The sequence below is a fragment of the Tunturiibacter empetritectus genome (assembly GCF_013410875.1).
GTDB lineage: Bacteria > Acidobacteriota > Terriglobia > Terriglobales > Acidobacteriaceae > Edaphobacter > Edaphobacter empetritectus.
This window is the reverse complement of the sequence record NZ_JACCCU010000001.1, coordinates 1,473,756-1,496,423: the sequence shown is the minus strand read 5'-3', so window position 1 is coordinate 1,496,423 and position 22,668 is coordinate 1,473,756. Positions and strand designations below refer to the sequence as shown.

Sequence of the window (22,668 nt, the reverse complement as noted above, 5' to 3'; positions counted from 1 at the left end):
GATATGAGCGTGAGCGAAGCGAAGGTAGTGGCGAAGATACAGACCGGGCCGCTGGCTGATCCAACCGGAAGCACGCGGGATGACTGCGCTGTGATTGCGCTGCATCACGTGACCCGTGAGTATGTGGGACATGCAGGCGTGGTGCGTGCGTTGGCTGATGCGAGTTTCTCCATCGTCGCCGGGGAGTGGGTTGCGATCACCGGTCCTTCCGGTTCGGGCAAGAGTACGCTGGTCAATCTCATCGGCTGCCTCGACCGGCCGACGGCGGGTGAGTTGAAGATCGACAACGTCGATACCGCGTCGATGAGTGCCACGGAGCTTGATCGATTTCGCGCAGACAAGATCGGATTTATCTTTCAGCAGTTTCATCTGATTCCTTACTTGTCAGCACTTGAAAACGTAATGCTGGCGCAGTACTTTCATTCGATGACAGATGAGGCGGAGGCGCGGGCGGCGTTGGTGCGCGTTGGGTTGGGCGACCGGGTCTCGCATCTGCCCAGTGAGCTGTCAGGCGGCGAGCAGCAGCGGGTCTGTATCGCGCGGGCGTTGATCAACAATCCGCCCATCCTACTGGCGGATGAACCGACTGGAAATCTCGACGCGGCCAATCAGAAGATCGTGGCGGAGTTGCTGCAGGATCTGCATAGGAACGGCCATACGATCGTGATGGTGACGCATGATCCGGAGATGGCTGGGCTGGCGCAGAGGAGGATCGCGCTGAGCCATGGACAGGTCTTCTGCCATCCTGTCAGTGGGCCGATGGTCACTTTGCGGCGCTCGACGGACCGTTTGTAGCTGGATTTTTATTTTTGTGGTGAATGCGCGTTTTGCTGGGGGTTTTGGCGAAAAGGCGTGTTTTGGTGTGGTGTTTTTGTGGTGGGATTATGGTGAATTGCGTGGCTGATGTGGTGTTTTAGCAGTCACTTTTTGGGCTCTGAAAAATACGCCAACTTTTTCAACTTTATTTTTGGGCTCGCTTGCTGCCGCTTCGCGGATGTCCTGCCGGACGGGCCCACTTCGCTTGCCACCCCACGAACGAAGACCTGTTCGCGGGGACCCCGATTCGGGCGGTCACTTCGTGACTTGCATACCGGTCCTGGTAGGGCTAACTGCTTCGGTCCTCGCGTTGCTCGGAGGAGAGACCTTGTGCCGACCATCGGGAGACCCACCCGAAGGGGTATACCGCACGAAGTGCTAGCGCTCGCCCCATTTTAGTTTTGAGCGGAGGACACTGAAGAGGCCGTTCGGACTGTGGCGCAGGAGGCGGACCGCAGCCTCCGAACGCTGGCAGTGGACCAGGTCGCCTAGCTTGAGCTGGACTGCTTCCTGGCCGTCAACGGTGAGGTAGATCTCGTTGGGAACGCCGACGACCTCGACGCTGACGGTGGAGTCGCCCGGAACGACGATGGGGCGAATGGTGAGCAGGTGGGGACAGATAGGGGTGACCAGCATGGCGTTGACGCTGGGCATGACAATAGGCCCGTCGGCAGCGAGGTTGTAGGCGGTCGAGCCGGTGGGCGTGGAGACGATGATGCCGTCGGCACGAAAGGTGGCTACGGCCTGGCTGTCGATCTCGACGGAGAAGTCACCCATGCGGGCGATGGTTCCTTTGGCGACTACTACGTCGTTGAGGGCATCCCACTGCTTGACGATCTGGCCGTCGCGGATGATCTCAGCTCGCATCATACTGCGGATCTCGATCTCGGCACAGTTGTCGCACCAGGCTTCGAGGGTGGTGTAGAGCTCGGAGAGGGGGATCTCGGTGAGGAAGCCGAGGGAGCCGAGGTTGACGCTGAGGATGGGGGTGGTGGTGCGGGCGAAGGCCCGGGCTGCGGCGAGGAGGGTGCCGTCGCCACCGAGGACGATGACCAGATTTGGCTTGTGGTTGGGGAGGTCTACGCGAGCGATGGGGTTGGCGCCCGAGACGTAGGCGGCGCTGTCGGGGTCGAGAAGGTAGTGGTAGTGGCGCGCTTCGAGCCACGCGATGAGATCGCGGAGGATTCCGGCGAGTTCCGGCTTCTGGGGCTTGGAGATAATGGCGGCCTGGAGCATGGATCTTTAGTGTAACTGTATGGCAGCAATGCGTTGAGCCCCAACTGCGCAAAGACGTTCAGGTTGCGTCGATGGGCCATGAGACGTAACCTCTACCTCTGACGGTAGCCTGCTGGTACCGGTGGTAGCGGGAGGGGGCAGGTCCTCTCTCTGCGCTGAACTTCTGCTCTCGGGCCTGCTGCCCGGGATGTCCTTTCGATCTGGCGTGCAACATCGATTTTGGCGCTTGCATCTTAACCTAGATACGGTACGGACGAGGTGATGGCATGGGGAAACCGGCACGGTTGGTCCTGATTGCGGTAGGCGCTATTTTGGCGTTGATCGTCCTTGCGGCTGTTTGTGTGCCGCTGTTCCTCAACACGGATAGCTTCAAGGCAAAGATTGAATCGACGCTGACCAAGTCGCTGGGGCGGCAGGTGACGATCGGCAAGGTGAATCTATCGGTGCTGTCGGGCAGCCTGGTGGCGGAGAATGCGGTGGTTGCGGACGATCCGCGGTTCAGCACGCAGCCGTTTATTCAGGCGGATAAGGTGAAGATTGGGGTGGAGATCTTTCCTCTGATCCTGAGCAAGCAGGTGATTATTCGCGGGTTTTCGATGCAGTCGCCGAAGATCCAACTGCTGCGGGCAGCCAACGGGACCTGGAATTACTCCACGATTGGGACGGGCGGCCAGCAGGCGCAGAGTGAGGAGACCAAGCAGGCGTTTCCGAACCTGACAGTGGGCGAGGTGAACGTCGAAGACGGCAGGATTACCGTGGGTGCCGGACCGGGGACGACTGGCGCGGCGAGTGCGCCAAATCGGGTTTATGAAAATGTGAACTTGAATGTGAAGGATTTTTCGTTTGCGAAGGCGTTTCCGTTTGAGGCGTCGGCGAATCTGCCTGCGGGCGGATCGGTTACGCTGAAGGGCTCGGCGGGGCCTTTCAACCAGCAGGATGCTTCGGCCACACCTTTCTCAGGAAACCTTGAAGTGAAACACCTGGATCCGCTGGCAGCGGGGTTTGTGGATGCGTCGGATGGGGTCACGGGCACGATTGACAACATCGTGCTGGATGCGGCGTGGAGCGGAACGCAGATGCACATCACTAAGCTTCTGGTGGATACGCCCAAGCTGACGCTGGTACAGAGCAATGGGCCGAAGCAGCCAAAGCCTAAAGACCCAAATGCGGAGGGGGCGTCGATGCTCGACAACCTGTCCGTGGACGATGCGCAGGTGAAGAATGGCACGATTACGCTGGCGACGGCAGGCAAGACGGGCTCCGCCGTATATAGCCAGGTGAACGCGCAGGTAACGAATCTTTCGCCGAAGAGCGCTTCGCCGTTCAACCTGAGCGGGCAACTGCCGAATGGCGGGGGCGTGAGTGCGAACGGAACGGTTGGACCGTTCAATCAGGCGAACAATGCGAGCACTCCGCTGAACGGGCAGGTGACGCTGAAGCATGTTGAGATTGGGACGGCAGGAGTGCTGCCGCCGGATGCGGGGATCAGCGGCGTGGCCGATCTGCAGGCGAAGATTCAGTCGAACGGGCAGACGTTGAATGCGCAGGGAGCCGCGACCGTTGTGGGGATCAAGCTGGCGAAGGATGGTGTGCCGTCGCCGAAGCCGGTGCAGCTGCAGTTCACGCTGACGCAGAACGAGCAGGCGATGAACGGCGTGGTGCAGCAGGCGGTGGTGACGATTGGCAGCGCGGTAATCAATCTGTCGGGGACGTACCAGACCAGCGGACCTTCGACGGCGCTCAACTTGAAGGTGGTTGGAAATGCGGTTTCGATCAATGAGCTGGAGGCGTTTTTGCCTTCGGTTGGAGTGCATCTGCCGTCGGGCTCGCGGCTGCAGGGAGGGACGCTGACGACGGCGCTGGCGGTGACGGGGACTTCGGCTGCTCCGGTGATCAGCGGGCCGGTGAGGATTAACGACACGCAACTAGCGGGGTTTAATCTGGGATCGAAGCTGGGGGCGCTGTCGTCGCTTACAGGCGGCAGGATTGGCTCTTCTACGGGATCGGGGACGACGATTCGCTCTTTGAGTATGAATGTGCGCGAAGAGGGCGGAAATATCCGGACGGATAATATTGCGCTGGATGTGGCTGGAGTGGGGACGGCGACTGGTGCTGGGAGTGTGAGTGCCGGTGGAGCGCTGAACTATAACGTCGTGCTGAAGCTGACGGGCTTGATGGGTGGCGGAGGTGGGACGCAGCAGGCGAGCTCTGGCGGAGGCGCGGCGGCTGGGCTGGCTGGGGCGCTGGGCGGGTTTATTCCGGGCGGCGGCGCTGGTGGTGCTGCGCTGGGCGGGCTTACGGGAGGATTGCTTAAGGCAGGGATTCCTGTGGCGATCGGCGGGACGACGAGCAATCCTACGTTCAGCCCGAATGTTGCGGGGCTGGCTGGGGCGGTAGGGGCTAATGCGGCAAAGGGTCTGCTGGGCGGTCAGGGGGTACAGAAGAATGGAAAGACTCCCCCCAATCCTCTTGGCAATGCGCTGGGTGGTCTGTTTGGGAAGCATTAGTTGAGGAAAGGTTGATGCCCCTGACGACTCTCGAGAAAGCGTGCGTGGAGGAGGTACTCGTGGTTTCCCTCCATGCCGAGGATGGGAGAGTCGATGAGGTCGATGGCGGTGCCGTGCTGCTCGATGACGCAGTCGCGGACGCGTTCGATGGCGGCTTGACGGGCGTCGGGGTCTCGGACGATGCCTCCTTTGCCGATGTTGGCGCGGCCGGCTTCGAACTGCGGTTTGATGAGGATGATGGCGGTGCCTTGCCAGGGCTGGTCGGGCGTGCTGAGAGCTGCGAGGACCGCGGGCAAGACAAGAGTGGCGGAGATGAAGGAGACATCCATGGCAAGGAAGGCTGGGGTGGGGGTGTGGGGGGCGAGGAGCTCGCCGGGTGTGAGGAGGCGGGCGTTGGTGCGCTCGCGGAGGGTGACGCGTGCGTCGTCGCGAAGCTTGTGGGCGATCTGGCCGTAGCCGGTGTCGACAGCAAGTACGGAGGCTGCGCCGGACTGGAGCATGCAGTCGGTGAATCCGCCGGTGGAGGCGCCGATGTCGACGCAGGGAAGATTGGTGAGGTTGATGTACCAGTGGGCGAGGGCATGCTCGAGCTTGAGGCCGCCGCGGCTGACGTACTTGAGATCGGAGCCGAGGAGACGGATGACGGCGTTGGAGGAGATGGAGGTGCCTGGTTTGTCGATACGCTGCTCGTCGACGAGGACGCGGCCGGCGAGGATGAGAGCCTGGGCGCGCTCGCGGGAGGCGGCGTGGCCTTGATCGACGAGCAGCTTGTCGATGCGAGACTTTGGGGACTTATTGCGCTGAGGAGGTGTGGGGTCGCTCATCTCTTCGGGTCTATCGGGTCGGGTCTGTCGGGGGAGTTCTATGAGGCGAGGTTTGGGATGGGGTGTAGATCATGGTGAACAAGAGGAGCTGCATTTCTTTATGAGAATGAAATTGCATATTCGATACGGACGACGAGGAAGTCTGCCACGGGCTGAATTTTCGGGTAAAGTAGCTCTGGTGTGTACTGAATGAACTAACTTATCTGAGGTTACATGGGGTTGCCTGAGGGAACCTAAATACTTGGCTTTTTTTGCAATCTGCAATTGTAGTGGGTGCGTTTTATGTATAGAGAAACGGGACTCGTAAACTCACCACCGCCCTCGGGGCAGGACGATGCTGTTCTGCTTGGTCTTGTGCAGAGGGGGGACGAGTACGCCATGGCGGCGCTGTTCGACCGCTATTCGAAGGTTGTGTACTCGGTGGCCCTTCGGGTCCTCCGCGACCCGGCTGCGGCGGAGGACGTGCTCCAGGAAATCTTTATGCAGATCTGGCGTAACCCTGATGGCTTTGTAGCAACTCGCGGTAGTCTTGGCGGCTGGCTCGCTGTGGTTTCGAGAAATCGATCGATCGATTCCCTGCGTCGGAAGCGTCCGATGGAATCGGTCGACGATATGTCGCTGGCTTCGAACTACAATCTTGCGAACGAAGCGGAACGAAATAGTTTGATGGAAAAGGCACGGGGCGTGATCAAGCTGCTGCCGGTGGAGCAGCGTAAGACTTTGGAGATGGCGTTTTTTGATGGACTGACGCACTCCGAGATCGCCGAGATGACGGGCGATCCACTTGGGACAGTCAAGACAAGAATTCGCAGCGCGCTTACTTCGCTGAGAAAGGCGTTCCCAGCATGAGCGAGCCACGGCGTATTACATCAGAAGATCTGGCGTTGTTTGCCATGCAGCTGCTTCCTGCGGAAGAGATGGCAGAGATTGCCGCATACGTGGAACGGTCTGAGGAAGCGCGGCGCGAGTTGGCGGAGATACAGGGCGATCTTGCGGTGTACGCCCATACGGTAGAGATGCAATCGCCGTCCGCAGAGGCTCGCGAGCGGCTAATGAAACAGGTTGGACGGGAGAAGAAGGCGATTCCGATCGATCGGCCTGTTGAGACCGCGGCCGCTGCTGCTACTGCCAGCGCGAGTGCGAGCGTGGCTGCGACTGATGAATTTGGAAGTGCGGCGGGGAGTCTTTACTCGACGGAGGAAGAGCCACCGAAGCCCGGGTTCGGCGGCAGGGTTCTGCCGTGGGTCGGCTGGGCGGCGGCTGCGGGTCTGGCTGTGGCGGCAGGCTCTCTGTACAAAGAGCGAGAGACGCTTCGCGGCGCTGTGACGGAGCAGAGCAGCAGAATCGATCATTTGACCGCAGATGCTGCGGCGGCGCGACAGGTTCTGGATGCGATGACCGACAGCTCGGCGGTAAGGGTGACCTTGAATGTGAAGGGTGCGCCACCGCCTGTTCCACAAGGCAGGGCGACTTATGTTGCGAGCAAGGGGACGCTGATCTTTCTAGCTACGAACCTTGAACCACTGCAGCCTTCAAAGACGTATGAGCTTTGGCTGATTCCAGCCGGCGCAGGACAGAATCCAATTCCGGCGGGTACGTTCCGTCCGGATGCACGCGGCAATGCCAGTGTGATTATGCCGACTCTGCCGAAGGGCGTCGAGGCGAAGGCGTTCGGAGTGACGGTAGAGGAGGAAGGTGGAGCTGCGGCGCCGACTCTGCCGATCATCCTGGTTGGGGCTGCTGTGGGAGAGTAGTCCTAGGTATCAGATCGCATGAAGTGAAAAGGCCATCCTTTGAGGGATGGCCCTTCTTTTTTATTTAACCCTTATCTCCGAGTCGAGCCACGGGGAATTTGCATTCTGCAGCGATCAGGTTGCCTAGTGTGGTCTAGGGTTGGGTGACGCGAACCGCTACGCCTCCGCCCTGCAAGGGGACGGTGGTGTCGATGGCGTCCGTATCGGTGCGGATGACGGTCATGAAGTTCGAGTCTGGCGATACCACATAGACCTTGCCGGTGGGTGTGCCGCTGGTAACAGCAATGTAGTTCGGATGGCCGTTTTTGAATGGTGTTGCTGCATCGACGTTGATGCTGAGAGGAAGTGGGATGGTTGCGATGACCGTGTTGGTGTTGAGGTTGATTACCGAGAGAGTGCAACCGGTGGTGGTGGCCGTGATGGGCGCGCCTGGTGCCGCGCATGCGAGATCCTTATTGCCGCTGTTGATGACGTAGGCGCGGCTGTCGGTAGTGTCCTGCAGGACGCCGACCATGACCGGGTTCACGCCGACTGGAACGGTTGCGACGACAGTGCCAAAGCCGATGGCGTCGACGGGATTGTTGAGGTCGCAGTTGGGGTTGCCGACCTGGGCGGTCGCCGAGCAGAGGGGGATGCTGATGATGCTGAGTGAGCCCGGGTTGACGCCATCGCCCGCGTTGACGACAACCACCTCATTACGAACCGGCGCGAAGTCTGCCCAGAGCGGCGAGGTGCCGACGGTGATAGGGTTGGTGGCCCCGACGGGAACGGTGTCGAGTGCGTTGGTCTGGGCGTTGATGACCGAGACAGTGCCGTCGCCCTGATTGAGAACGAAGGCGCGCTTGGCGTCGGCAGTCATAACACCGTAGACGGGATTGACGCCTACTGGAATCGGTGTTGGGTCGAGGGTATTGCTGGCTACTTCGATGGTGCTGGCCAAGCCGGGAGCGCCTGGGGGAAGGCTCGCGCTGAGAGCGTAGACGCGTGGGGCGCTGGCGATGCCGACAGTATAGACCGGCGTGTAGGCCGGAGGGATGGCGAGTTGCTGCCGGAGCGCGAGGGGAGCGCCGGTGAACTGCGAGATGTTTCCCTGTCCGGGAGTGTCTGTCGGGTCTGTAACGTAGGTGTTGACGCCTTCCGGAAGGATGGCCACCGGGTTAGCACCGGGGAGCAACGTGGTCTGGAGGATCTGACTGGTAAGCAGGCTGGTGTCGATACTGAAGCTGGTGAAGGTGTGGTCGCTGTTGAGCGTGTATCCGGTGTTGGCGGTTGAGGTGGTAGTGGTGCCGCCGTTGAGGATGAGGTAGTAGGGGTTGACTCCTACGTTAGCGGTGATGAGGATGGTGTCGCCCGAGAAGTCGACGAAGGTCAGCAGACCTGGCTGGGGAACGGCCGGGGCACCCGTGATTGGATTAGCTGGCGTGCCGGTGCTGGAGATGGCTACGGCGAACTTTTGCGGCTGAGCGGCGGGGCCGACAGGATTGATGGCACTGACGACGGGGCGGTAGTTGTTGCCGCATCCGGTGACTGAGGCCATAACGGCGGCGACCGCTGCGAAGCTGAGTGCAGCGCGGAGTGCCTGAGTTGCAGACCTGACTGGGCGCCGGTGTGGCCGCGACTGGGTGATTCCTTTTGCTTCGATACTTGCTAAGTGCAAAACTGCTCCCGCGTTGGTGCTGGTGTTGGCTATGCTCAAGGTTCGATTGTAAATCACGGAGAGGCATGAGGCTGGAATGGGCGAGGAAATACAAGGTTCTGCGAAAGATGCGCACTGGGCAAAGGCGATTCCGCGGGCCCGCGACCGGATGCAGTCGAGGTGGCTGGTCGGGGTGGTGGTGCCTGCAATGGTGCTGGAGGCGGTGGGGAGTTGTGTTGGTTTGGTGTTGTCGGGGCCAGCGGGGTTGCTCCGCTTCCCCGTTGTGTTCAGTGTGGCGTTTGCGGGTTTGGTGTGGACGATGCGTTCGGCGACGCTGCCTGCGGCGGGCGTGGGACTGCTGGTGTGCCTGATTCTATCGATGAGGGGTTCGGGTGGTTTTTTTGCGAGGCCTGCGCTGTGTGCTTTGATTGCGCTGTTTGTGCTCACCTTCGTTGCGACTCGATTTGGCAGGCGCAGGAAAGAGGCACGCGGTCTGGCGGAGGCTCGGAGCGGAAGGCGCGCTTCGCAGGTGGTGGCGAACCTTGGAGTAGCGGCGTTGTGCGCGGCGGTGGGGTGGTATGGAGGGTGCCTTGCGGCGCTGGCGGAGGCTACGGCGGATACGGTGTCGTCTGAGATTGGGCAGGCGCTGGGTGGGCCGACGTGGTTGATCACGAAGTTTAGACGGGTGCCTGCGGGAAGAGATGGAGGAGTGAGTTTTGCGGGGAGTTTAGGTGGGGTGATTGGTGCGGGCGTGGTGGTGATGGCGGGATCGCTTGGGTTTGCGAGTTGGAGAGAGGGTGCCATAGTGTTCGGCGCTGCTTGCGCTGGCCTGGTGTTTGATAGTGTGCTGGGAGCGACAGTGGAGGAGCGCGGGTGGCTGGGGAATGATCTGGTTAATTTCTGTTCGACACTGTTTGCGGTGGCGACATGGGCTGTTTGGAAGATGGTCTTTGGGTAAGGAAGAACAACACAAAAGCGAAATACGGGGATCCTTCACTACGTTCAGGATGACGACTTCAAGAGGCGACGAAAGGGTGAGGGAGTTTTGACGGATGTCGATTGCTTCGGTCGAGATGACGGAGTGAGTGAGCTAGGAACAAAGGCAACAGCAGATCCCCTTCAGGGATGACAATAAAAAGACCAAGAGCAAACTAGACGTCGGGTTTGCCTTCGAGCCAGCTGTGCAGGAAGGCTACGTTGATGTTGAGGCGGAGGGCGGTGTAGCTGATGATCTCGTGGACGTAGCGCATGAAGAGGTCGTAGTTACTGATGTGGCCGAGTGAGGGGCGGGGCGAGGTGTAGACGTCGAGGCCGGCGTCCTGACAGAGCTGGCGGATGCGGAAGAGGTGGGTGCCGTCGGAGACGACGACGATGTGGTGGAGATTGTTCTCGTGGGCGATGGCGGCGAGGCGATGGACCTGCTGCTCGGTGTCGATGGACTGGGTTTCGGCGATGATGTTGGCAAAGGGGATGCCGTTGGCGAGGAGGTAGTCGCGGCCTACTCCGCCTTCGGTGTTGCCGGAGTCCTTGTCGGTGCCACCGCCGAGGGTGATGACGAGCGGGGCGATCTGTTTGCGGTAGAGCTCTACGGCATGGTCGAGGCGGGCGTGGAGGACGGGCGAGGGATGGCCAAGGTACTCGGCCGCACCGAAGACGGCGATGGCGTCGGCGGGTTGGGCGTTGTCCTGGCTGGCGACGGCGTCGATCTGCACGTAGACCCAGATGCACCACGCTGTGGCGATGATGAGAACCAGCGCGAGGAGGCGGCGAAGGAGGCCCCTGCTGGTGCTTCGGCTGCGCAGATTGGATTGAGGCGCGATCATGTTTGTCCAGAGAGCGTGCAAAGGCTCAAGGCTGTGCCAGATGGTTCAACTTTTGCATCGAGTTAGTCTACAGGGTTGAACCTGCGAGGCTCGACGCAAAAGTTGTAGAGAGTTTGGGATGAGGACAAATTGTCAGTGCTGGAGGGCGAGGGCGATCTCGTGGGTAGGGATGGCCCCTTCGCGGAGGATCATCCAGGAGTTGCCTCCTCCGGAGAGATCGACGATGGTGGTGGCGGTGGTGCGGGCAGTGGGGCCGCCGTCGACGATGAGCGGGATCTTGTCGCCGAGTTGCTCGCGGACTCCGATGGCGTAGGCGCACTCGGGGTGGCCGGCGAGGTTGGCGGAGGTGGCGGTGATGGGCAGGCCCAGGCGGGTGACGACGGCGCGGGGGATGGCGGCTTCGGGGACGCGGAGGGCGAGGTTGCCGGTGTTGGCGGTGACGCGGAGGGGGAGCTTGGAGCCGGCTTTGACGACGATGGTGAGTGGGCCGGGCCAGAACTTTTCGGCTAGGCGGTCGAAGGCGGAGTCGAGCTGACGGGCTAGCTCATAGGCCTGGGCTACCTCGGCGATGAGGAGCGAGAGAGGCTTGTGGCGGGCGCGGGCTTTGAGATCGTATATGCGGTCGACGGCCTGGAGGTTGACGGGATCGACGGCGAGGCCGTAGAAGGTGTCGGTTGGGAGGGCGACGACGTTGCCGTTGTTGAGGCTGGCGACGACGTAATCGATGAGCGCTGGTTCTGGCTCGTCGGGATGGATACGGAGTGTTTCGGCCGTCAAATCTTGCTCCTGTGCCGGTTAGTCCGTCCGCTGGGGCCGGTTGTTGCTGGTGATGCCGCAGACTCGCACCTTAGCATACCGCCTCTGTAGGCTCAAGGACAGCGGAGTGGCGGAGGCGATGGACGGCGTAAGATTTGGGGAGATGCAGACTTCAGAGCTGGTGGTTTCGAGCAGAGCGAATGCGCGGGTGAAGCAGCTGCGGGCGGCGTTTCAGGGCCATGCGCGGTTGAGTGGCGGGATGGTCGCGATTGAGGGAGATCATCTGCTGGAAGAGGCTTGGCGGAGCGGGATGGTGCTGAAGACGGTGTTTGTGAGTGAGCGGCGGACGGTGCCGGGGATTGTGCCGCGTGGGGTGGAGGTGGTGCGGCTGACGGAGGAGGTGTTCGGGAGTGTGGTGGAGACGCAGTCGCCGCAGGGGGTGGCGGCTTTGATGGTGCCTCCGGTGAGGGTTTTGGCGGATTTGTTCGAGGGCGCGGGGGCGGCTTTGATCTTGATTGCTGCGGGAGTGCAGGATCCGGGGAATCTGGGGACGCTGGTGCGGTCGGCGGAGGCGTTTGGCGCTAACGGAGTGCTGACGACGCCGGGGACTGTGAGTGCTTGGAATCAGAAGGCGCTAAGGGCCAGTGTGGGGAGTTTGTTTCGTGTGCCGGTGGTTGGGGTTACTGCGAGTGAGGTTGCGGAGTTGGAGGGGCGTGGGGTTCGATTGATTGCTGCTGTGGGGGCGGAGGATTCTGGTGTGGTTGCGGCGCGGGAGATGGATTTTACTGCGGTTTGCGCGGTGATGATTGGGAATGAAGGGAGTGGGTTGGCGGCGGAGTGGATGGAGATGTGTGATGCGCGCGTGACGATTCCCTGCCCTGGGCCGGTGGAGAGCTTGAATGCGGCAGTGGCTGGGAGTCTGTTGTTGTATGAGGCGAGTCGGCAGCGAGCGGTGTCAAAGGTATCCGGGTCATGAATCACAGCAGGAGTGAGTGCAGGACCAGGGTGATGCGAGCTTCTACTATCCCACCCATCGCGATGAGACTGCGATGGATGGGGCACCCGAGCATTTGTGACGCATTGAGGAGAGCAACGACAACGACGAGGATGAAATCTGGGGTGGGCAAATGAGTTTGTTTGATGCTAGTCCGATGACCGCTCCGGCTGGGCGTGGGCGGCAGGCGCCGCTGGCGGAGAGGATGCGGCCGCGGACGCTTGCGGAGTATGTCGGACAGGATCATCTGCTGGAGCCGGGGAAGCCGTTGCGGTTGGCGATTGAAAGCGACGACCCTACGTCGATGATTTTTTGGGGCCCTCCGGGGACTGGGAAGACTACGCTGGCGAAGATTATTGCGCAGATGACGCAGGCTAGTTTTATCGAGTTTTCCGCGGTGATGAGTGGGATCAAAGAGATTAAGAATGTGATGGTGGAGGCGGAGAAGGCGGCGAGCTTCGGGTCGCGAACGATTCTGTTTGTGGATGAGATTCACCGGTTCAATAAGGCGCAGCAGGATGCGTTTCTGCCTTATGTGGAGCGGGGGACGATTCGGCTGATCGGGGCTACGACGGAGAATCCTTCGTTTGAGATTAATGCCGCGCTGCTGTCGCGATGCAGGGTCTATACGCTGGTGGCGTTGACTGAAGAGCAGGTGGTGGGGCTGCTGCAGCGGGCGCTGACGGATGTTGAGCACGGGCTTGGAGCGAGTGGCGTTGAGGCGGACGAGGAGGCATTGGCTACGATTGCTTCTTATTCGAGTGGGGATGCTCGGAATGCTCTGAATGCACTGGATGTGGCGGGGAAGCTGGCTGTCTCTCTAGAACCGGGAGGGCGTGGGGAGAAGCTGATTACAAAGGCGCTGGCTGCGGAGGCTCTGCAGCGGCGCGTGTTGCTGTATGACAAGAAGGGCGAGCAGCACTACGACATTATCTCGGCGCTGCATAAGAGTGTGAGGAACTCGGACCCGGATGCGGCGATGTATTGGTTGGGACGGATGCTGGAGGCGGGGGAAGACCCGATGTACTGCGCACGGCGGATTGTGCGGATGGCGGTGGAGGATATTGGACTGGCGGCTCCGGAGGCTTTGAATCTTTGCCTCAGCGCGCGGGATGCGATGCACTTTCTGGGGCATCCGGAGGGTGAGCTGGCGTTGGCGCAGGCGGTGGTTTATCTGGCTCTCGCGCCGAAGTCGAATGCGGTTTATACAGCTTATGGTGCAGTGAAGGCGGATATTGAAGCGACGGCTGCGGAGCCGGTGCCGCTGCATCTGCGAAATGCTCCGACGAAGCTGATGAAGTCGCTCGACTATGGCAAGGACTATCAGTACGCGCATGATGTAGAGGGTCGCGTGGCGGATATGGAGTGTCTGCCGGCGGGGTTGGCGGGACGGCGCTACTATCATCCGACAAATGAAGGGCGAGAGAAGCTGTTGGCGCAGCGGATGGAGGAGATTTCACGGATCGTTTCACAGAACAGGGGACGAAAGTGGGAGCCGTAACGTGATAAGTTAGCTCGGTTCGCGGATTACTCACTCTCTTGAGGTGCTCGCTTGGAATCGTATCCTCCGCTTATTCCGTATCTGGTTGTTCGCGACGCCGCGGCTGCGATCGAGTTTTACAACACTGCCCTGGGGGCGATGGAGATCGTGCGGCATCAGATGCCGGAGTCGACCAAAATTACCCATGCTCATCTTGTGATCAGTGATGGAAGCATCGTGCTTTCGAATGATTTCCCCGAGATGAGGGGAGGCAAGGCGTCGACGCCAGAGGCGCTGGGCGGCTCCCCGGTGACGATTCATCTGCAGATGGCCGATGTGGACAGCTTCTGGGAGCGGGCGGTTGCGGGAGGCGTAACTGTAACGATGCCGCTGGCCGATCAGTTCTGGGGGGACCGCTACGGACAGTTCGAAGACCCGTTCGGACATAAGTGGTCGGTGGGGCAGACGAAGGTCTCGTTGAGCGAAGAGCAGCTGAAAGAGGCCGCGAGGGTGTGGTTCAAAATCTAGAGCAGTGTTCTTGAAGGTGAAGAGTTATACGAAGCGCCCTAACGCCGGGCGGGCGCCACGGGGCCTTCGGCAGGACCTTCGTGGAGTATTGGACGCTTCGCGTGAGATGCAACAGCTTTACAGCAATTGGGAATCCGCTCTAGCGGCTTACGTCCTTTTCGAGGGCGGTGAGGACGATGTCTTTGGTGAGGAGCTCGGGGAGGACGTCAGCGGAGGAGTTCTTCATCGCGGGATAGATGACGTAGGTGGGGACGCCGCTGCGGTTGACCGAGGCGAGCTGTTTGGTGATCTCGGGGTCGTACTGGGTCCAGTCGGCTTTGAGGAGAGTGACTTTGTTCTTGTTGAACTCGTGCTGGACTTCGGCGGATTTGAGGACGACGCGCTCGTTGACCTGGCAGCTGAGGCACCAGGCGGCGGTGAAGTCGATGAAGACGGGATGCCCGGCGGCGCGGGCCTGATCGAGGGCTTGTTGCGAGTAAGGGGCCCAGACTAGCGTGGTGTCCTTCGGTTGATAGAGAGGGATGGCAAGGCCTAGGGCGGCGATCAGGAGTGCTGCGATGGCGCTCTTCCAGCTTGCGGGCCACTTGCCGAGAGCCCAACCTGCGATGGCCAGGGCGAGGAAGCACCAGAGAAGACGGGCGACGTGATCGACACCCTGACTGTTGCCGCTGTGGAGGTTGCCATAGACCCAGGCGAGCCAGATGGCGGTGCCGAAGAGCGGGACGGCGGTGAGCTGCTTGAGTATCTCCATCCATGCGCCGGGACGAGGGAGGATGCGGGTCCAGGCGGGTTGGAAGCTGAGGAGGAGATAGGGTGTGGCGAGGCCGAGGCCAAGGGCGGTGAAGACGGCGAAGGTGACTCCGGCGGGTTGGGCGAGGGCAAAGCCGATGGCTGCTCCCATGAGCGGCGCGGTGCAGGGCGTGGCGACGATGGTGGCGAGGACTCCGGTGAAGAAGCTGCCGGTGTAGCCCTGCTTCTGCGCGAGGCCACCGCCTACGCTGGTGAGGGAGAGGCCGAGGTCGAACTGTCCGGCAAGCGAGAGGGCGAAGAAGAAGAGGCCTGCGGCGAGGACGGCGATGAAGGTTGGGGATTGTAGCTGGAAGCCCCATCCCGCCTGGGTGCCGGTGGCTCGGAGGATGAGGAGTGCGGCGACGATGATCCAGAAGGAGACCAGGATGCCGAGGGTATAGACGATGCCGTGGCTGCGGAGGCGGCTGCGCTCTTCGCCGGAGGACTGCACGAGGGCGAGGCCCTTGAGGAAGAGGACCGGGAAGACACAGGGCATCAGGTTGAGGATGATGCCGCCTACGAAGGCGAGGCCGATGGCGCTGAGCGTGGTGACGCTGCTGGTGGCCGGTGCTCCGGGGAGTTTGCTGCCGGGTGCAGCAGCTACTTCGCCTGGGGTGACGGGGGCGGTGATCTCATAGGCTTCGGTGTCGGAGAGCTTGACGACGCCGTGGAGTTGAGCGGGAAGGGTTTTGAGGTCTTCGGAGCGGCGGACTCGGAGGCGAACACCGTCTGAGGTGGGCTCTATCTGCTGTGGGGCCGCGTTGGCGATCTGGTCCTGATCGAAGGGGTAGAACTCGGCGTTGGTCTCGCGGCCGCCGGTGACGAGGTTCAGGACGAAGTCGGTTTTGCCGCCGGTGATGGTGAGCTTGGCGTCGGCTGGGAGTGGCTTGGGGATGAGACCGAGGGCTTCGCCTACTGCGCCGACGGGCTGGACCGCGGCGGAGCTTGTGAGATCTCCGGGGACGACGTTGAGGTTGAGGCCGAGGTGAGCTTTGCCGGGGATGCAGACCTCGCGGCAGACCAGCCAATTGACCTTGGCGTCGAGATGGATTGGGCCCGGCTTGAGGGTGCTTGTGGCGGTGAGCTGGACGGGGAAGGCTACCTCGTCTTCGTAGCCGAAGTCCATGAGCGGACCGAGCGGGAGGCGGCTGGGGATGGGAAAGAGCATGGGGCCGGCGGTGATGCCTTCGGGGAGGGTCCAGGTAATCTTGGGTGGTTCGCCGGAGTCGCCGGCGTTGATCCAGTAGACGTGCCAGTGCTCTTCGAGGGTGAGGACGAGGCCGACCTGGAGAATGCCGCCGGGGGCGATGCTCGGGGAGAGAGAGACGAGTTCGGCGGTGAGATGCTGGGCTTTGACAGGGCCGGGGCCGCCGTCACCGACGACCTGAAGCTGGGCGTGCGCGGGCTTGAAAAGCAAGGAGGCGCAGACGAAGAGCAGGAAGGCGGAGAGTTTGCGTACGTTATTCATTCACTTCCAATTGTAGGGGTTCGGCTGTGGGGTGTTGTCATCTGGGTGTCAGGTAGCGGTGTTCGACCATGATGCAGCGGTCCATGACGACGTGGATTCCTGCAGCTTCGGCGCGGCTGGAGGCTTCAAGGTTGACTATTCCCTGCTGGACCCAGAGGTTGGGGAGGTTGAGCCGGATCATATCGTCGACGATGGCGGGTATGAACTTTGGGAGGCGGAAGACGTTGACGATGCCGGGCTTGATGGGGAGATCGGAGAGTGAGGCGTAGGATCTTTCGCCGAGGACTTCGGGGATGGAGGGGTTGATGGGGTAGAGCCTGTAGCCGTGTTGCTGCATGTAGGCGGAGACATAGTGGCTAGGCTTGGAAGGGTCTTCCGAGAGGCCGATGACCGCGATGGTGCGTGGGTTCTCTTTGGTGGTGGCGCCTAACATGCTGCGGATGATCTCTGGCTCGTTCATCTTGTTTTGGGGCCTCGCAGTCAGAGTCTATTTGGGCCATGCGCCTAACAGACGGCGGATGACAAGCAGTTCGCCGAGGTGGTAGGCGTTGTGGTCGGCGACGAGGAGAGCCTCGCGGAGTAGATTCTGGCCATCGCCCCAGCGGAAGGGCTTGTAGAGATCGGAGCTGGGATTTTCGATCAGTGAGTTGAAGTGTTCGGCGTCGGAGCGAATTGCGGAGATGCACTGGTCCCACGAGTTGCTCGAGGGTGGCTGCGGGGACTTGGGCCAGTACTCGTCTGGCCATTTGAGGCCATGGTAGCCGCCGGTGGGGGGCGCGGAGAAGTTGAGTATGTCGCGCTGTGTGATGCGGAGATGATCGAGGATCTGCCAGGCGGAGTAGGGCAGGTTGGATGGGAGAGTGCCGCGAAGATCGGCTGGAAAGTCGTTTATGACTTCGTCGAAGGTGGCGTGGGCCTGCCCGCCGTGGAGAAGGGCGATCAAGTGTTTGCGCAATGGTGCCTGTTCGTCTGGTGTCTTCTTCTTGTCGTTGGTCTTAGCTGTGATCGGTTTGGATATGCTCACTGAGTTTGCCTCCGATGTCCCATCTTGTTGGATGCGACCGAGGCACCAGAGTTACATCGGTTTGCGGGCAATTACGACGGTGAGAGGCGGGAAGGTGGTGATCAGGCTACCGCGTGTCTTTTCTACGATGAGCCCGGCGGCGGCTAATTCTCTGGCGTATTCGCTGGTGAGTTTGTAGTCGGAGAGGAGTGCGATGCCGCCAGGTTTGAGGACGCGGACGATCTGGTGAAGTGCCTGAAGGCGGGTTGGCTGGTCGTAGATGTTGTGGATGCAGAGGTTGGAGACGATGACGTCAAAGGTGGCGTCGGGGAAGGACATTGTTTGTGCGGGCTGGCTGAGGAGGGTGCAGTATTTTGAGATGCCTTCAAGGTCGAGGTTGCGCTGGGTGGCCGCGGAGGAGTTGCCGCCCATGTCGACGTTGGACCAGACGTCGATGCCGGTGGCGTGGCCGGTTCCTGAGAGTGCGGCGATGCGTTTGGCTGCTCCTGCGAGGAGAAGGCCGCGTCCGCAGCCTACGTCGAGGACATTTTCGTCGCCACGCCATTGGTGGAGACTGAGCATGAAATCGCTATGGCGAAACTTTCCAACCTTGACGTAAAGGAGGAAGAGAAAACCTTCTGCAAGAAGAAAGCCTGCAGGCCAGTAGAAGCTGCGGGCATTCAGTTCGACCGGACCGAGGTGAAGGATGTGCGGCGAGAAGATCGCGAAGAGCAGGCAGGCGGTGCCGATGAGAAAGAAGTTGCGCATGACGGCGGGTGCGTCTACGCCGTAGTCGGGCTTCGTTGGCAGCGAGGTGGACAAGGGCTTCTCCAAAGCGACGTCTTCTCAATGCAAGACATCAGCTTGAATGAGTATCCCTTGTCCTCAGCTTGTGCAGTAATGCTGCTTGTCATACCCGAGGATGACAGATGTCATGCCACGTCGTCGTCTTCGGCTTCGGCGGGGAAGTTGCCCTCGCGGCGCATGCGGAGGTAGCCGCGGATGAATGGTTCGAGGTCGCCGTCGAGGACCTTGTCGACGTCGCCTACTTCGACTCGGGTGCGTAGGTCCTTGGCCATGCGATAGGGCTGGAGGACGTAACTGCGTATCTGGGAGCCGAACTTGATGTCGAGCTTGGAGTCTTCGAGCTTGCGTGCTGTGGCCTTCTTCTTGTCTAGCTCGTACTCGTAGAGCTTGGAGCGCATCATCTTCATGGCGCGCTCTTTGTTCTTGTGCTGGGAGCGCTCGTTCTGGCATCCGGTGACGAGGCCGGTGGGGATGTGGGTGATGCGGACAGCGGAGTCGGTGGTGTTGACGTGCTGGCCGCCTTTGCCGCCGGAGCGGTAGGTGTCGATGCGGAGGTCTTCGGTCTTGATGTCGATGACGATGGTGTCGTCGATCTCGGGCGAGACGAAGACGCTGGCGAAGCTGGTGTGGCGGCGCTTGGCGGAGTCGAAGGGTGAGATGCGGACCAGGCGGTGGACTCCGGTTTCGCCGCTGAGGAGGCCGAAGGCGAAGTCGCCGGTGATGGTGAAGGTGGCGGATTTGATGCCGGCCTCGTCGCCGTCCTGAATCTCGTTGATCTCGACCTTGAAGCTTTGGCGCTCGCCCCAGCGGATGTACATGCGCATGAGCATCTCGGCCCAGTCCTGAGACTCTGTACCGCCGGCACCTGGGTGGACGGTGACGATAGCGTTGAGGGGATCTGTCTCCTCCGAGAGCATGGTTTTGGATTCGAGTTTTTCGGCGAAGTCGAGCAGAGCGGGGATCTCGCGGGCGAGGTCGGGCTCGGTGTTTTCGCCTTCGCGGGCTAGGTCGAAGTAGGCTTCGATGTCGTCGGAGCGGCGGGCCAGTTCGGCGTCGTCGGCGAGTAGAGTTTCAAGGCGTTTGCGCTCGCGCATGAGGGGCTGAGAACGCGAGGCGTCGGCCCAGACGGTGGGGTCGGCTATCTTCTCTTCACTGATGGAGAGTTCGCGGCGGAGTCGGGCCGAGTCAAAGATACTCCCGCAGAGCGCGCACTTTGTCACGGACCGGGGAGTAAGAGTATTCGAAGTCAGAGAGCATAAGATTTGATTTTAGTTCATCGAAGGATTTTTATTCTGGCCCCGGCGAGTCTGAACCAAATGTTGTGACAGTTTGACACGGAGTTTTTTGGCTCGACTGGCGCGATGTCATCTGGCGGCCTGGTTTTCAAGGGTTTGCTTAGGCATTAGGTTGATGATAGTTTCTGCAACTAAGTCTGCCCACTGTCTGTATTGGCTTTCGCCGGGATGGAAGCCATCTGCCGCCATCTCCTTTGGATTGGAGGCCCATTGAAGCGAGACATATGCGATATTGCGCTGAGGGGCGATCCATTGTCGAAGGTGTACGTCCAGCAAATGCGCACATCTCCCCAGGTACCAACGAAGTGGTTGAGGAGCAGCAGGGGTAAGGTGCAGCGGAGGCAGACCATTGATCACCGCGAACTGTGCTCCAGTCCGACGTAAAAGTTCGTGGATCAGGATTTCATAGTCCTCAACGAACTGACGCGAAGTCCTCTGCGAAGTGACGTCGTTGACCCCGAGTGCCGTCACGATTACATCGGCTGGCAAAAGCTCCTGCTCTCTCACAAACTCGAAAGCCTGGCTGGTATTGAGACCCGACTTGGCGATGAGCTGCCATCGAACAGACCGGCCGAGTTCCTTTGCAAGAATGGCGGCAATTTGAAAAGCCAGGGCAGCCTTCTGATTTTGAACACCGACTCCAGCCATCGTCGAGTCCCCTACAAAGAGCAGCTTCAACTCCGACTGATTGCCTTCAGCCAAGATGACACCAGTCCGTTCGCCTGCCGCTTCAGCCAGACGACGAGCCGTTCGGCGCATTGTTCGACCCTGGGCTAAGAGAAGGGGGCCAAGAACGATCTTGTAGATCCACATTCTTCTCACGCGAATTATTAGAGCAGTCTGTGCATTGATGTCGAAGACGAACGACCATAAACGAAGGCAAAATGTGGGGATCCTTCGACTGCGTGTCTCACAAAGTGCTGTGAGACACTCCGCGCAGGATGACGGGTTTCTTGGGCGGTCTTTTTATCTACTTGAATACATTTACTGCTTTGCAATACGACTGCGGAGGCTGAAGGCGAGGCCAAGTGTGGTGAGGAGGGCGCAGGCGTAGGCGAAGAAGTCTCCGTGGGAGGCGTAAAAGGTGAGGTCTTGCTCGTAGCCGAAGTGGACGCGCAGGCTGGAGCGCAAGTGACGCGGGAGAGCGGCGGTGACGTGGCCGTAAGGGTTAATGGCTGCGGTGACGCCGGTGTTGGTGGAGCGGAGGATCCAGCGATGGTTTTCGATGGCGCGCATGCGGACCATGTTGAGGTGTTGCCATGCGGCGCTGGTGTCGCCGTACCAGCCGTCGTCGGAGATATTGACTAGAACCTCTGCGCCATTTTTGACAAACTGACGGATCTCGTCGCCGAAGATGGACTCGTAACAGACAAAGGTGCCGTAGTTATGCCCGCGGAAGGAGAAGACGGTGCGGTTGGAGCCGCGATCCATGTCGCCGGCGCCCGCGGTGAGTTTGCTGGCGAAGAAGAAAAAGCTCTTGAAGGGAATGTACTCTCCCCAGGGGACGAGATGGATCTTGTCGTAACGGGCCGGGGAGCTGCCATCGGGAGTGAAGATGGCTGCGGAGTCATATTTGAAGTACGGGCGGTCGCTATGGGTATCGGGATTTGGAACGATGCCGATGCTGCCGATGATCAACAGCGCCTGGCTGGAGGCGGCGAGTTCGTTCATGCGCTGGTGGAAGTTGGGGTCAGTCGTGAAGAAGCCTGAAGGCGCTTCGGGCCAGACGATGAGGTCGGTTGGTATCGGCACAGTCGCACTGGAATCGGTCCCTTCGTCCAACGCGTGCTGACGGAGGAGGAAGACAGTCTGCGTGCCTGGAAGTTCGGGGATTCCGAGGAGGAACTTTGTGGAGGGGCGGCGGCTGAGATAGGAGAAGGAGTCGAGGAGCTGCTGGCTGGTGGGTTGCGGGCCGGTGTTGGCAGCTCCTACTTCGAGATTTTCCTGCACGAGTGTTGCGGTTGCGGACGTGGGCGATGGCTTCGGGTTTGCAATGAGGCGCAGGCCAAGGATGTAGACGACGGCGATGATGACGCCTGCAACGGTGAGCGCGGGGCGAGTGTAGCGTCGCTCGCGGAGGCGGATGCGAACCAGCCAGAGGGCGTTGACCGCGGCGATGACGAAGGAGAGGCCGTAGGCTCCGGTGATGGGAGCGAGGCGGGTAAGCATGGGGTTGTCGACCTGGGCGATGCCGAGAAGATCCCACGGGAGACCGGTGATACGGGCGCGGGCGAGTTCTACGGCTACCCAGACGACGGGGACGAAGAGCAGGGTGGTCTGACGGCTGAACCGAGTTCGGAGTGCGGCGAGGAGGGCTGCGAAGAGAGCGTGATAGAGGCCGAGGTAGAGACAGAAGAGGATGAGAATGCCGGCGGAGATGGGCTTGGCGAGGCCGCCGTAGAGATACATCGTCTGGTAGATCCAGTAGCAGTTGCCCATGTACCAGAGAAAGCCGCAGAGGTAACCGAGGGCTGCGCCCTGACGGATGGTAAGTGGGTTGTTGTTCTTGTCGTTAGCAAGAATCGCCCAAATGAGAGGAAGAAGTGCGACCCAGCAGAAGGTGGTTCGCCAGAGAGGCACGGGCCCCGCGATGGGAAAGGGTAAAACCTGGAGGATGCCGGATAACACGGCCATGGCCCAGAGTCGCGGGGGGATAAGTCGCATGCGTTTGCAGTCTAACATTGAGCCGACAATTTCCAGTTAGTTTGCGCCATGTGAGAGATACAATGGTGATGCATGGATTTTGTCATTCATCTCGTTGCGAAGATTGTTGTCCCGCTGTTTTTTATTGGGATGGCGGGTTCGGCGGTGGTGATTGTGGTGAGTTTTGCAGAAGATTTGAAGGAGTTGCTGGGGGATGAAGAATAGCTGTCAGCGGCGGAAGCAGGATCACAGTCTGCTCTTGCCGGTGGGTGTTGGCAGTGTTTCACTGCAGGTGGGGAGTGACCGTCG

At 60.5% G+C, this 22,668-nt stretch carries 21 protein-coding genes; 9 read left to right on the top strand and 12 right to left on the bottom strand.

Annotated elements, in window-relative coordinates; genetic code table 11:
* Window positions 1-3: 3 nt before the first annotated feature.
* The gene (locus HDF08_RS06370) at window positions 4-795 is read left to right on the top strand and encodes an ABC transporter ATP-binding protein (RefSeq protein WP_218884513.1); all 792 of its coding nucleotides are present in this window, start codon (window positions 4-6) and stop codon (window positions 793-795) included.
* 399 nt (window positions 796-1,194) lie between these two features.
* Here the strand turns inward: HDF08_RS06370 and HDF08_RS06365 are convergent, their stop codons facing one another.
* The gene (locus tag HDF08_RS06365; protein ID WP_179637691.1) at window positions 1,195-2,052 is read right to left on the bottom strand and encodes an NAD(+)/NADH kinase; all 858 of its coding nucleotides are present in this window, start codon (window positions 2,050-2,052) and stop codon (window positions 1,195-1,197) included.
* 266 nt (window positions 2,053-2,318) lie between these two features.
* Here HDF08_RS06365 and HDF08_RS06360 point away from each other — a divergent pair, with 266 nt between their 5' ends.
* The gene (locus HDF08_RS06360; RefSeq protein ID WP_179637690.1) at window positions 2,319-4,559 is read left to right on the top strand and encodes an AsmA family protein; all 2,241 of its coding nucleotides are present in this window, start codon (window positions 2,319-2,321) and stop codon (window positions 4,557-4,559) included.
* Here HDF08_RS06360 and HDF08_RS06355 read toward each other — a convergent pair.
* Complete coding sequence (locus HDF08_RS06355; protein WP_179637689.1) at window positions 4,556-5,383, bottom strand: TlyA family RNA methyltransferase; 828 nt, start codon at window positions 5,381-5,383, stop codon at window positions 4,556-4,558. The genes HDF08_RS06360 and HDF08_RS06355 overlap by 4 nt on opposite strands.
* Window positions 5,384-5,665: 282 nt before the next feature.
* Here HDF08_RS06355 and HDF08_RS06350 point away from each other — a divergent pair, with 282 nt between their 5' ends.
* Both HDF08_RS06350 and HDF08_RS06345 read left to right on the top strand, forming a co-directional pair.
* On the top strand, window positions 5,666-6,232 hold the full coding sequence (locus HDF08_RS06350) for an RNA polymerase sigma factor (RefSeq protein ID WP_179637688.1): 567 nt from the start codon (window positions 5,666-5,668) through the stop codon (window positions 6,230-6,232).
* Window positions 6,229-7,137 (top strand): anti-sigma factor, encoded by a 909-nt coding sequence (locus HDF08_RS06345; protein ID WP_179637687.1) that lies wholly within the window; start codon window positions 6,229-6,231, stop codon window positions 7,135-7,137. The genes HDF08_RS06350 and HDF08_RS06345 overlap by 4 nt, the downstream gene beginning before the upstream one ends.
* Before the next feature lie 133 nt (window positions 7,138-7,270).
* Here the strand turns inward: HDF08_RS06345 and HDF08_RS06340 are convergent, their stop codons facing one another.
* Window positions 7,271-8,794, bottom strand: a complete 1,524-nt coding sequence (locus tag HDF08_RS06340; RefSeq protein WP_257030892.1) for a YncE family protein — start codon at window positions 8,792-8,794, stop codon at window positions 7,271-7,273.
* 76 nt (window positions 8,795-8,870) lie between these two features.
* On the opposite strand from HDF08_RS06340, the gene HDF08_RS06335 reads away from it, so the two are divergent.
* On the top strand, window positions 8,871-9,731 hold the full coding sequence (locus HDF08_RS06335) for a DUF92 domain-containing protein (protein WP_179637686.1): 861 nt from the start codon (window positions 8,871-8,873) through the stop codon (window positions 9,729-9,731).
* Between the two features lie 193 nt (window positions 9,732-9,924).
* Here HDF08_RS06335 and HDF08_RS06330 read toward each other — a convergent pair whose 3' ends face one another.
* Entirely contained in the window at window positions 9,925-10,596 is a 672-nt protein-coding gene (locus tag HDF08_RS06330; protein ID WP_179637685.1) for a YdcF family protein, read from the bottom strand.
* Between the two features lie 132 nt (window positions 10,597-10,728).
* Window positions 10,729-11,373 (bottom strand): L-threonylcarbamoyladenylate synthase, encoded by a 645-nt coding sequence (locus HDF08_RS06325; protein WP_179637684.1) that lies wholly within the window; start codon window positions 11,371-11,373, stop codon window positions 10,729-10,731.
* Window positions 11,374-11,515: 142 nt separating this feature from the next.
* Here HDF08_RS06325 and HDF08_RS06320 point away from each other — a divergent pair, with 142 nt between their 5' ends.
* From HDF08_RS06320 to HDF08_RS06310, 3 genes are all read left to right on the top strand, one after another.
* A complete protein-coding gene (locus HDF08_RS06320; RefSeq protein WP_257030891.1) occupies window positions 11,516-12,328 on the top strand; it encodes a TrmH family RNA methyltransferase in 813 nt (270 codons plus the stop codon).
* 151 nt (window positions 12,329-12,479) lie between these two features.
* On the top strand, window positions 12,480-13,847 hold the full coding sequence (locus HDF08_RS06315) for a replication-associated recombination protein A (RefSeq protein WP_179637683.1): 1,368 nt from the start codon (window positions 12,480-12,482) through the stop codon (window positions 13,845-13,847).
* Window positions 13,848-13,898: 51 nt separating this feature from the next.
* Window positions 13,899-14,354, top strand: a complete 456-nt coding sequence (locus tag HDF08_RS06310; RefSeq protein WP_179637682.1) for a VOC family protein — start codon at window positions 13,899-13,901, stop codon at window positions 14,352-14,354.
* Window positions 14,355-14,493: 139 nt separating this feature from the next.
* On the opposite strand, the gene HDF08_RS06305 is transcribed toward HDF08_RS06310, so the two are convergent.
* The 7 genes from HDF08_RS06305 to lnt form a co-directional block, all read right to left on the bottom strand.
* Window positions 14,494-16,611 carry a protein-disulfide reductase DsbD family protein gene (locus HDF08_RS06305; RefSeq protein WP_179637681.1) on the bottom strand — a complete coding sequence of 706 codons (2,118 nt, stop codon included), beginning with the start codon at window positions 16,609-16,611 and terminating at the stop codon, window positions 14,494-14,496.
* Between the two features lie 37 nt (window positions 16,612-16,648).
* Complete coding sequence (locus HDF08_RS06300; RefSeq protein ID WP_179637680.1) at window positions 16,649-17,071, bottom strand: CoA-binding protein; 423 nt, start codon at window positions 17,069-17,071, stop codon at window positions 16,649-16,651.
* 27 nt (window positions 17,072-17,098) lie between these two features.
* Window positions 17,099-17,635: a DinB family protein gene (locus HDF08_RS06295; protein ID WP_373563128.1), complete on the bottom strand. Its 537-nt coding sequence runs from the start codon at window positions 17,633-17,635 to the stop codon at window positions 17,099-17,101.
* A 51-nt stretch (window positions 17,636-17,686) separates the two neighbouring features.
* Entirely contained in the window at window positions 17,687-18,436 is a 750-nt protein-coding gene (locus HDF08_RS06290) for a class I SAM-dependent methyltransferase (RefSeq protein WP_179637679.1), read from the bottom strand.
* 110 nt (window positions 18,437-18,546) lie between these two features.
* A protein-coding gene (gene prfB, locus HDF08_RS06285; RefSeq protein ID WP_179637678.1) for a peptide chain release factor 2 occupies window positions 18,547-19,678 on the bottom strand; the annotation gives its coding sequence in 2 pieces (ribosomal slippage) (window positions 18,547-19,608 and window positions 19,610-19,678; 1,131 coding nt in all).
* A gap of 107 nt (window positions 19,679-19,785) precedes the next feature.
* Window positions 19,786-20,529, bottom strand: coding sequence for an SGNH/GDSL hydrolase family protein (locus HDF08_RS06280; RefSeq protein ID WP_179637677.1), 744 nt, complete (start codon window positions 20,527-20,529; stop codon window positions 19,786-19,788).
* A gap of 171 nt (window positions 20,530-20,700) precedes the next feature.
* Entirely contained in the window at window positions 20,701-22,380 is a 1,680-nt protein-coding gene (gene lnt / locus HDF08_RS06275; protein WP_257030890.1) for an apolipoprotein N-acyltransferase, read from the bottom strand.
* A gap of 72 nt (window positions 22,381-22,452) precedes the next feature.
* Here lnt and HDF08_RS21620 point away from each other — a divergent pair, with 72 nt between their 5' ends.
* Window positions 22,453-22,584, top strand: a complete 132-nt coding sequence (locus HDF08_RS21620) for a hypothetical protein (protein WP_257025438.1) — start codon at window positions 22,453-22,455, stop codon at window positions 22,582-22,584.
* Window positions 22,585-22,668: the final 84 nt, after the last annotated feature.

Bases quoted from the DNA above. Each gene is read 5' to 3' on its own strand.
- HDF08_RS06370 (WP_218884513.1), top strand. From the start codon at position 4: ATGAGCGTGAGCGAAGCGAAGGTAGTGGCGAAGATACAGACCGGGCCG.
- HDF08_RS06365 (WP_179637691.1), bottom strand. From the start codon at position 2,052: ATGCTCCAGGCCGCCATTATCTCCAAGCCCCAGAAGCCGGAACTCGCC.
- HDF08_RS06360 (WP_179637690.1), top strand. From the start codon at position 2,319: ATGGGGAAACCGGCACGGTTGGTCCTGATTGCGGTAGGCGCTATTTTG.
- HDF08_RS06355 (WP_179637689.1), bottom strand. From the start codon at position 5,383: ATGAGCGACCCCACACCTCCTCAGCGCAATAAGTCCCCAAAGTCTCGC.
- HDF08_RS06350 (WP_179637688.1), top strand. From the start codon at position 5,666: ATGTATAGAGAAACGGGACTCGTAAACTCACCACCGCCCTCGGGGCAG.
- HDF08_RS06345 (WP_179637687.1), top strand. From the start codon at position 6,229: ATGAGCGAGCCACGGCGTATTACATCAGAAGATCTGGCGTTGTTTGCC.
- HDF08_RS06335 (WP_179637686.1), top strand. From the start codon at position 8,871: ATGGGCGAGGAAATACAAGGTTCTGCGAAAGATGCGCACTGGGCAAAG.
- HDF08_RS06330 (WP_179637685.1), bottom strand. From the start codon at position 10,596: ATGATCGCGCCTCAATCCAATCTGCGCAGCCGAAGCACCAGCAGGGGC.
- HDF08_RS06320 (WP_257030891.1), top strand. From the start codon at position 11,516: ATGCAGACTTCAGAGCTGGTGGTTTCGAGCAGAGCGAATGCGCGGGTG.
- HDF08_RS06315 (WP_179637683.1), top strand. From the start codon at position 12,480: ATGAGTTTGTTTGATGCTAGTCCGATGACCGCTCCGGCTGGGCGTGGG.
- HDF08_RS06305 (WP_179637681.1), bottom strand. From the start codon at position 16,611: ATGAATAACGTACGCAAACTCTCCGCCTTCCTGCTCTTCGTCTGCGCC.
- HDF08_RS06300 (WP_179637680.1), bottom strand. From the start codon at position 17,071: ATGAACGAGCCAGAGATCATCCGCAGCATGTTAGGCGCCACCACCAAA.
- HDF08_RS06280 (WP_179637677.1), bottom strand. From the start codon at position 20,529: ATGTGGATCTACAAGATCGTTCTTGGCCCCCTTCTCTTAGCCCAGGGT.
- lnt (WP_257030890.1), bottom strand. From the start codon at position 22,380: ATGCGACTTATCCCCCCGCGACTCTGGGCCATGGCCGTGTTATCCGGC.
- HDF08_RS21620 (WP_257025438.1), top strand. From the start codon at position 22,453: ATGGATTTTGTCATTCATCTCGTTGCGAAGATTGTTGTCCCGCTGTTT.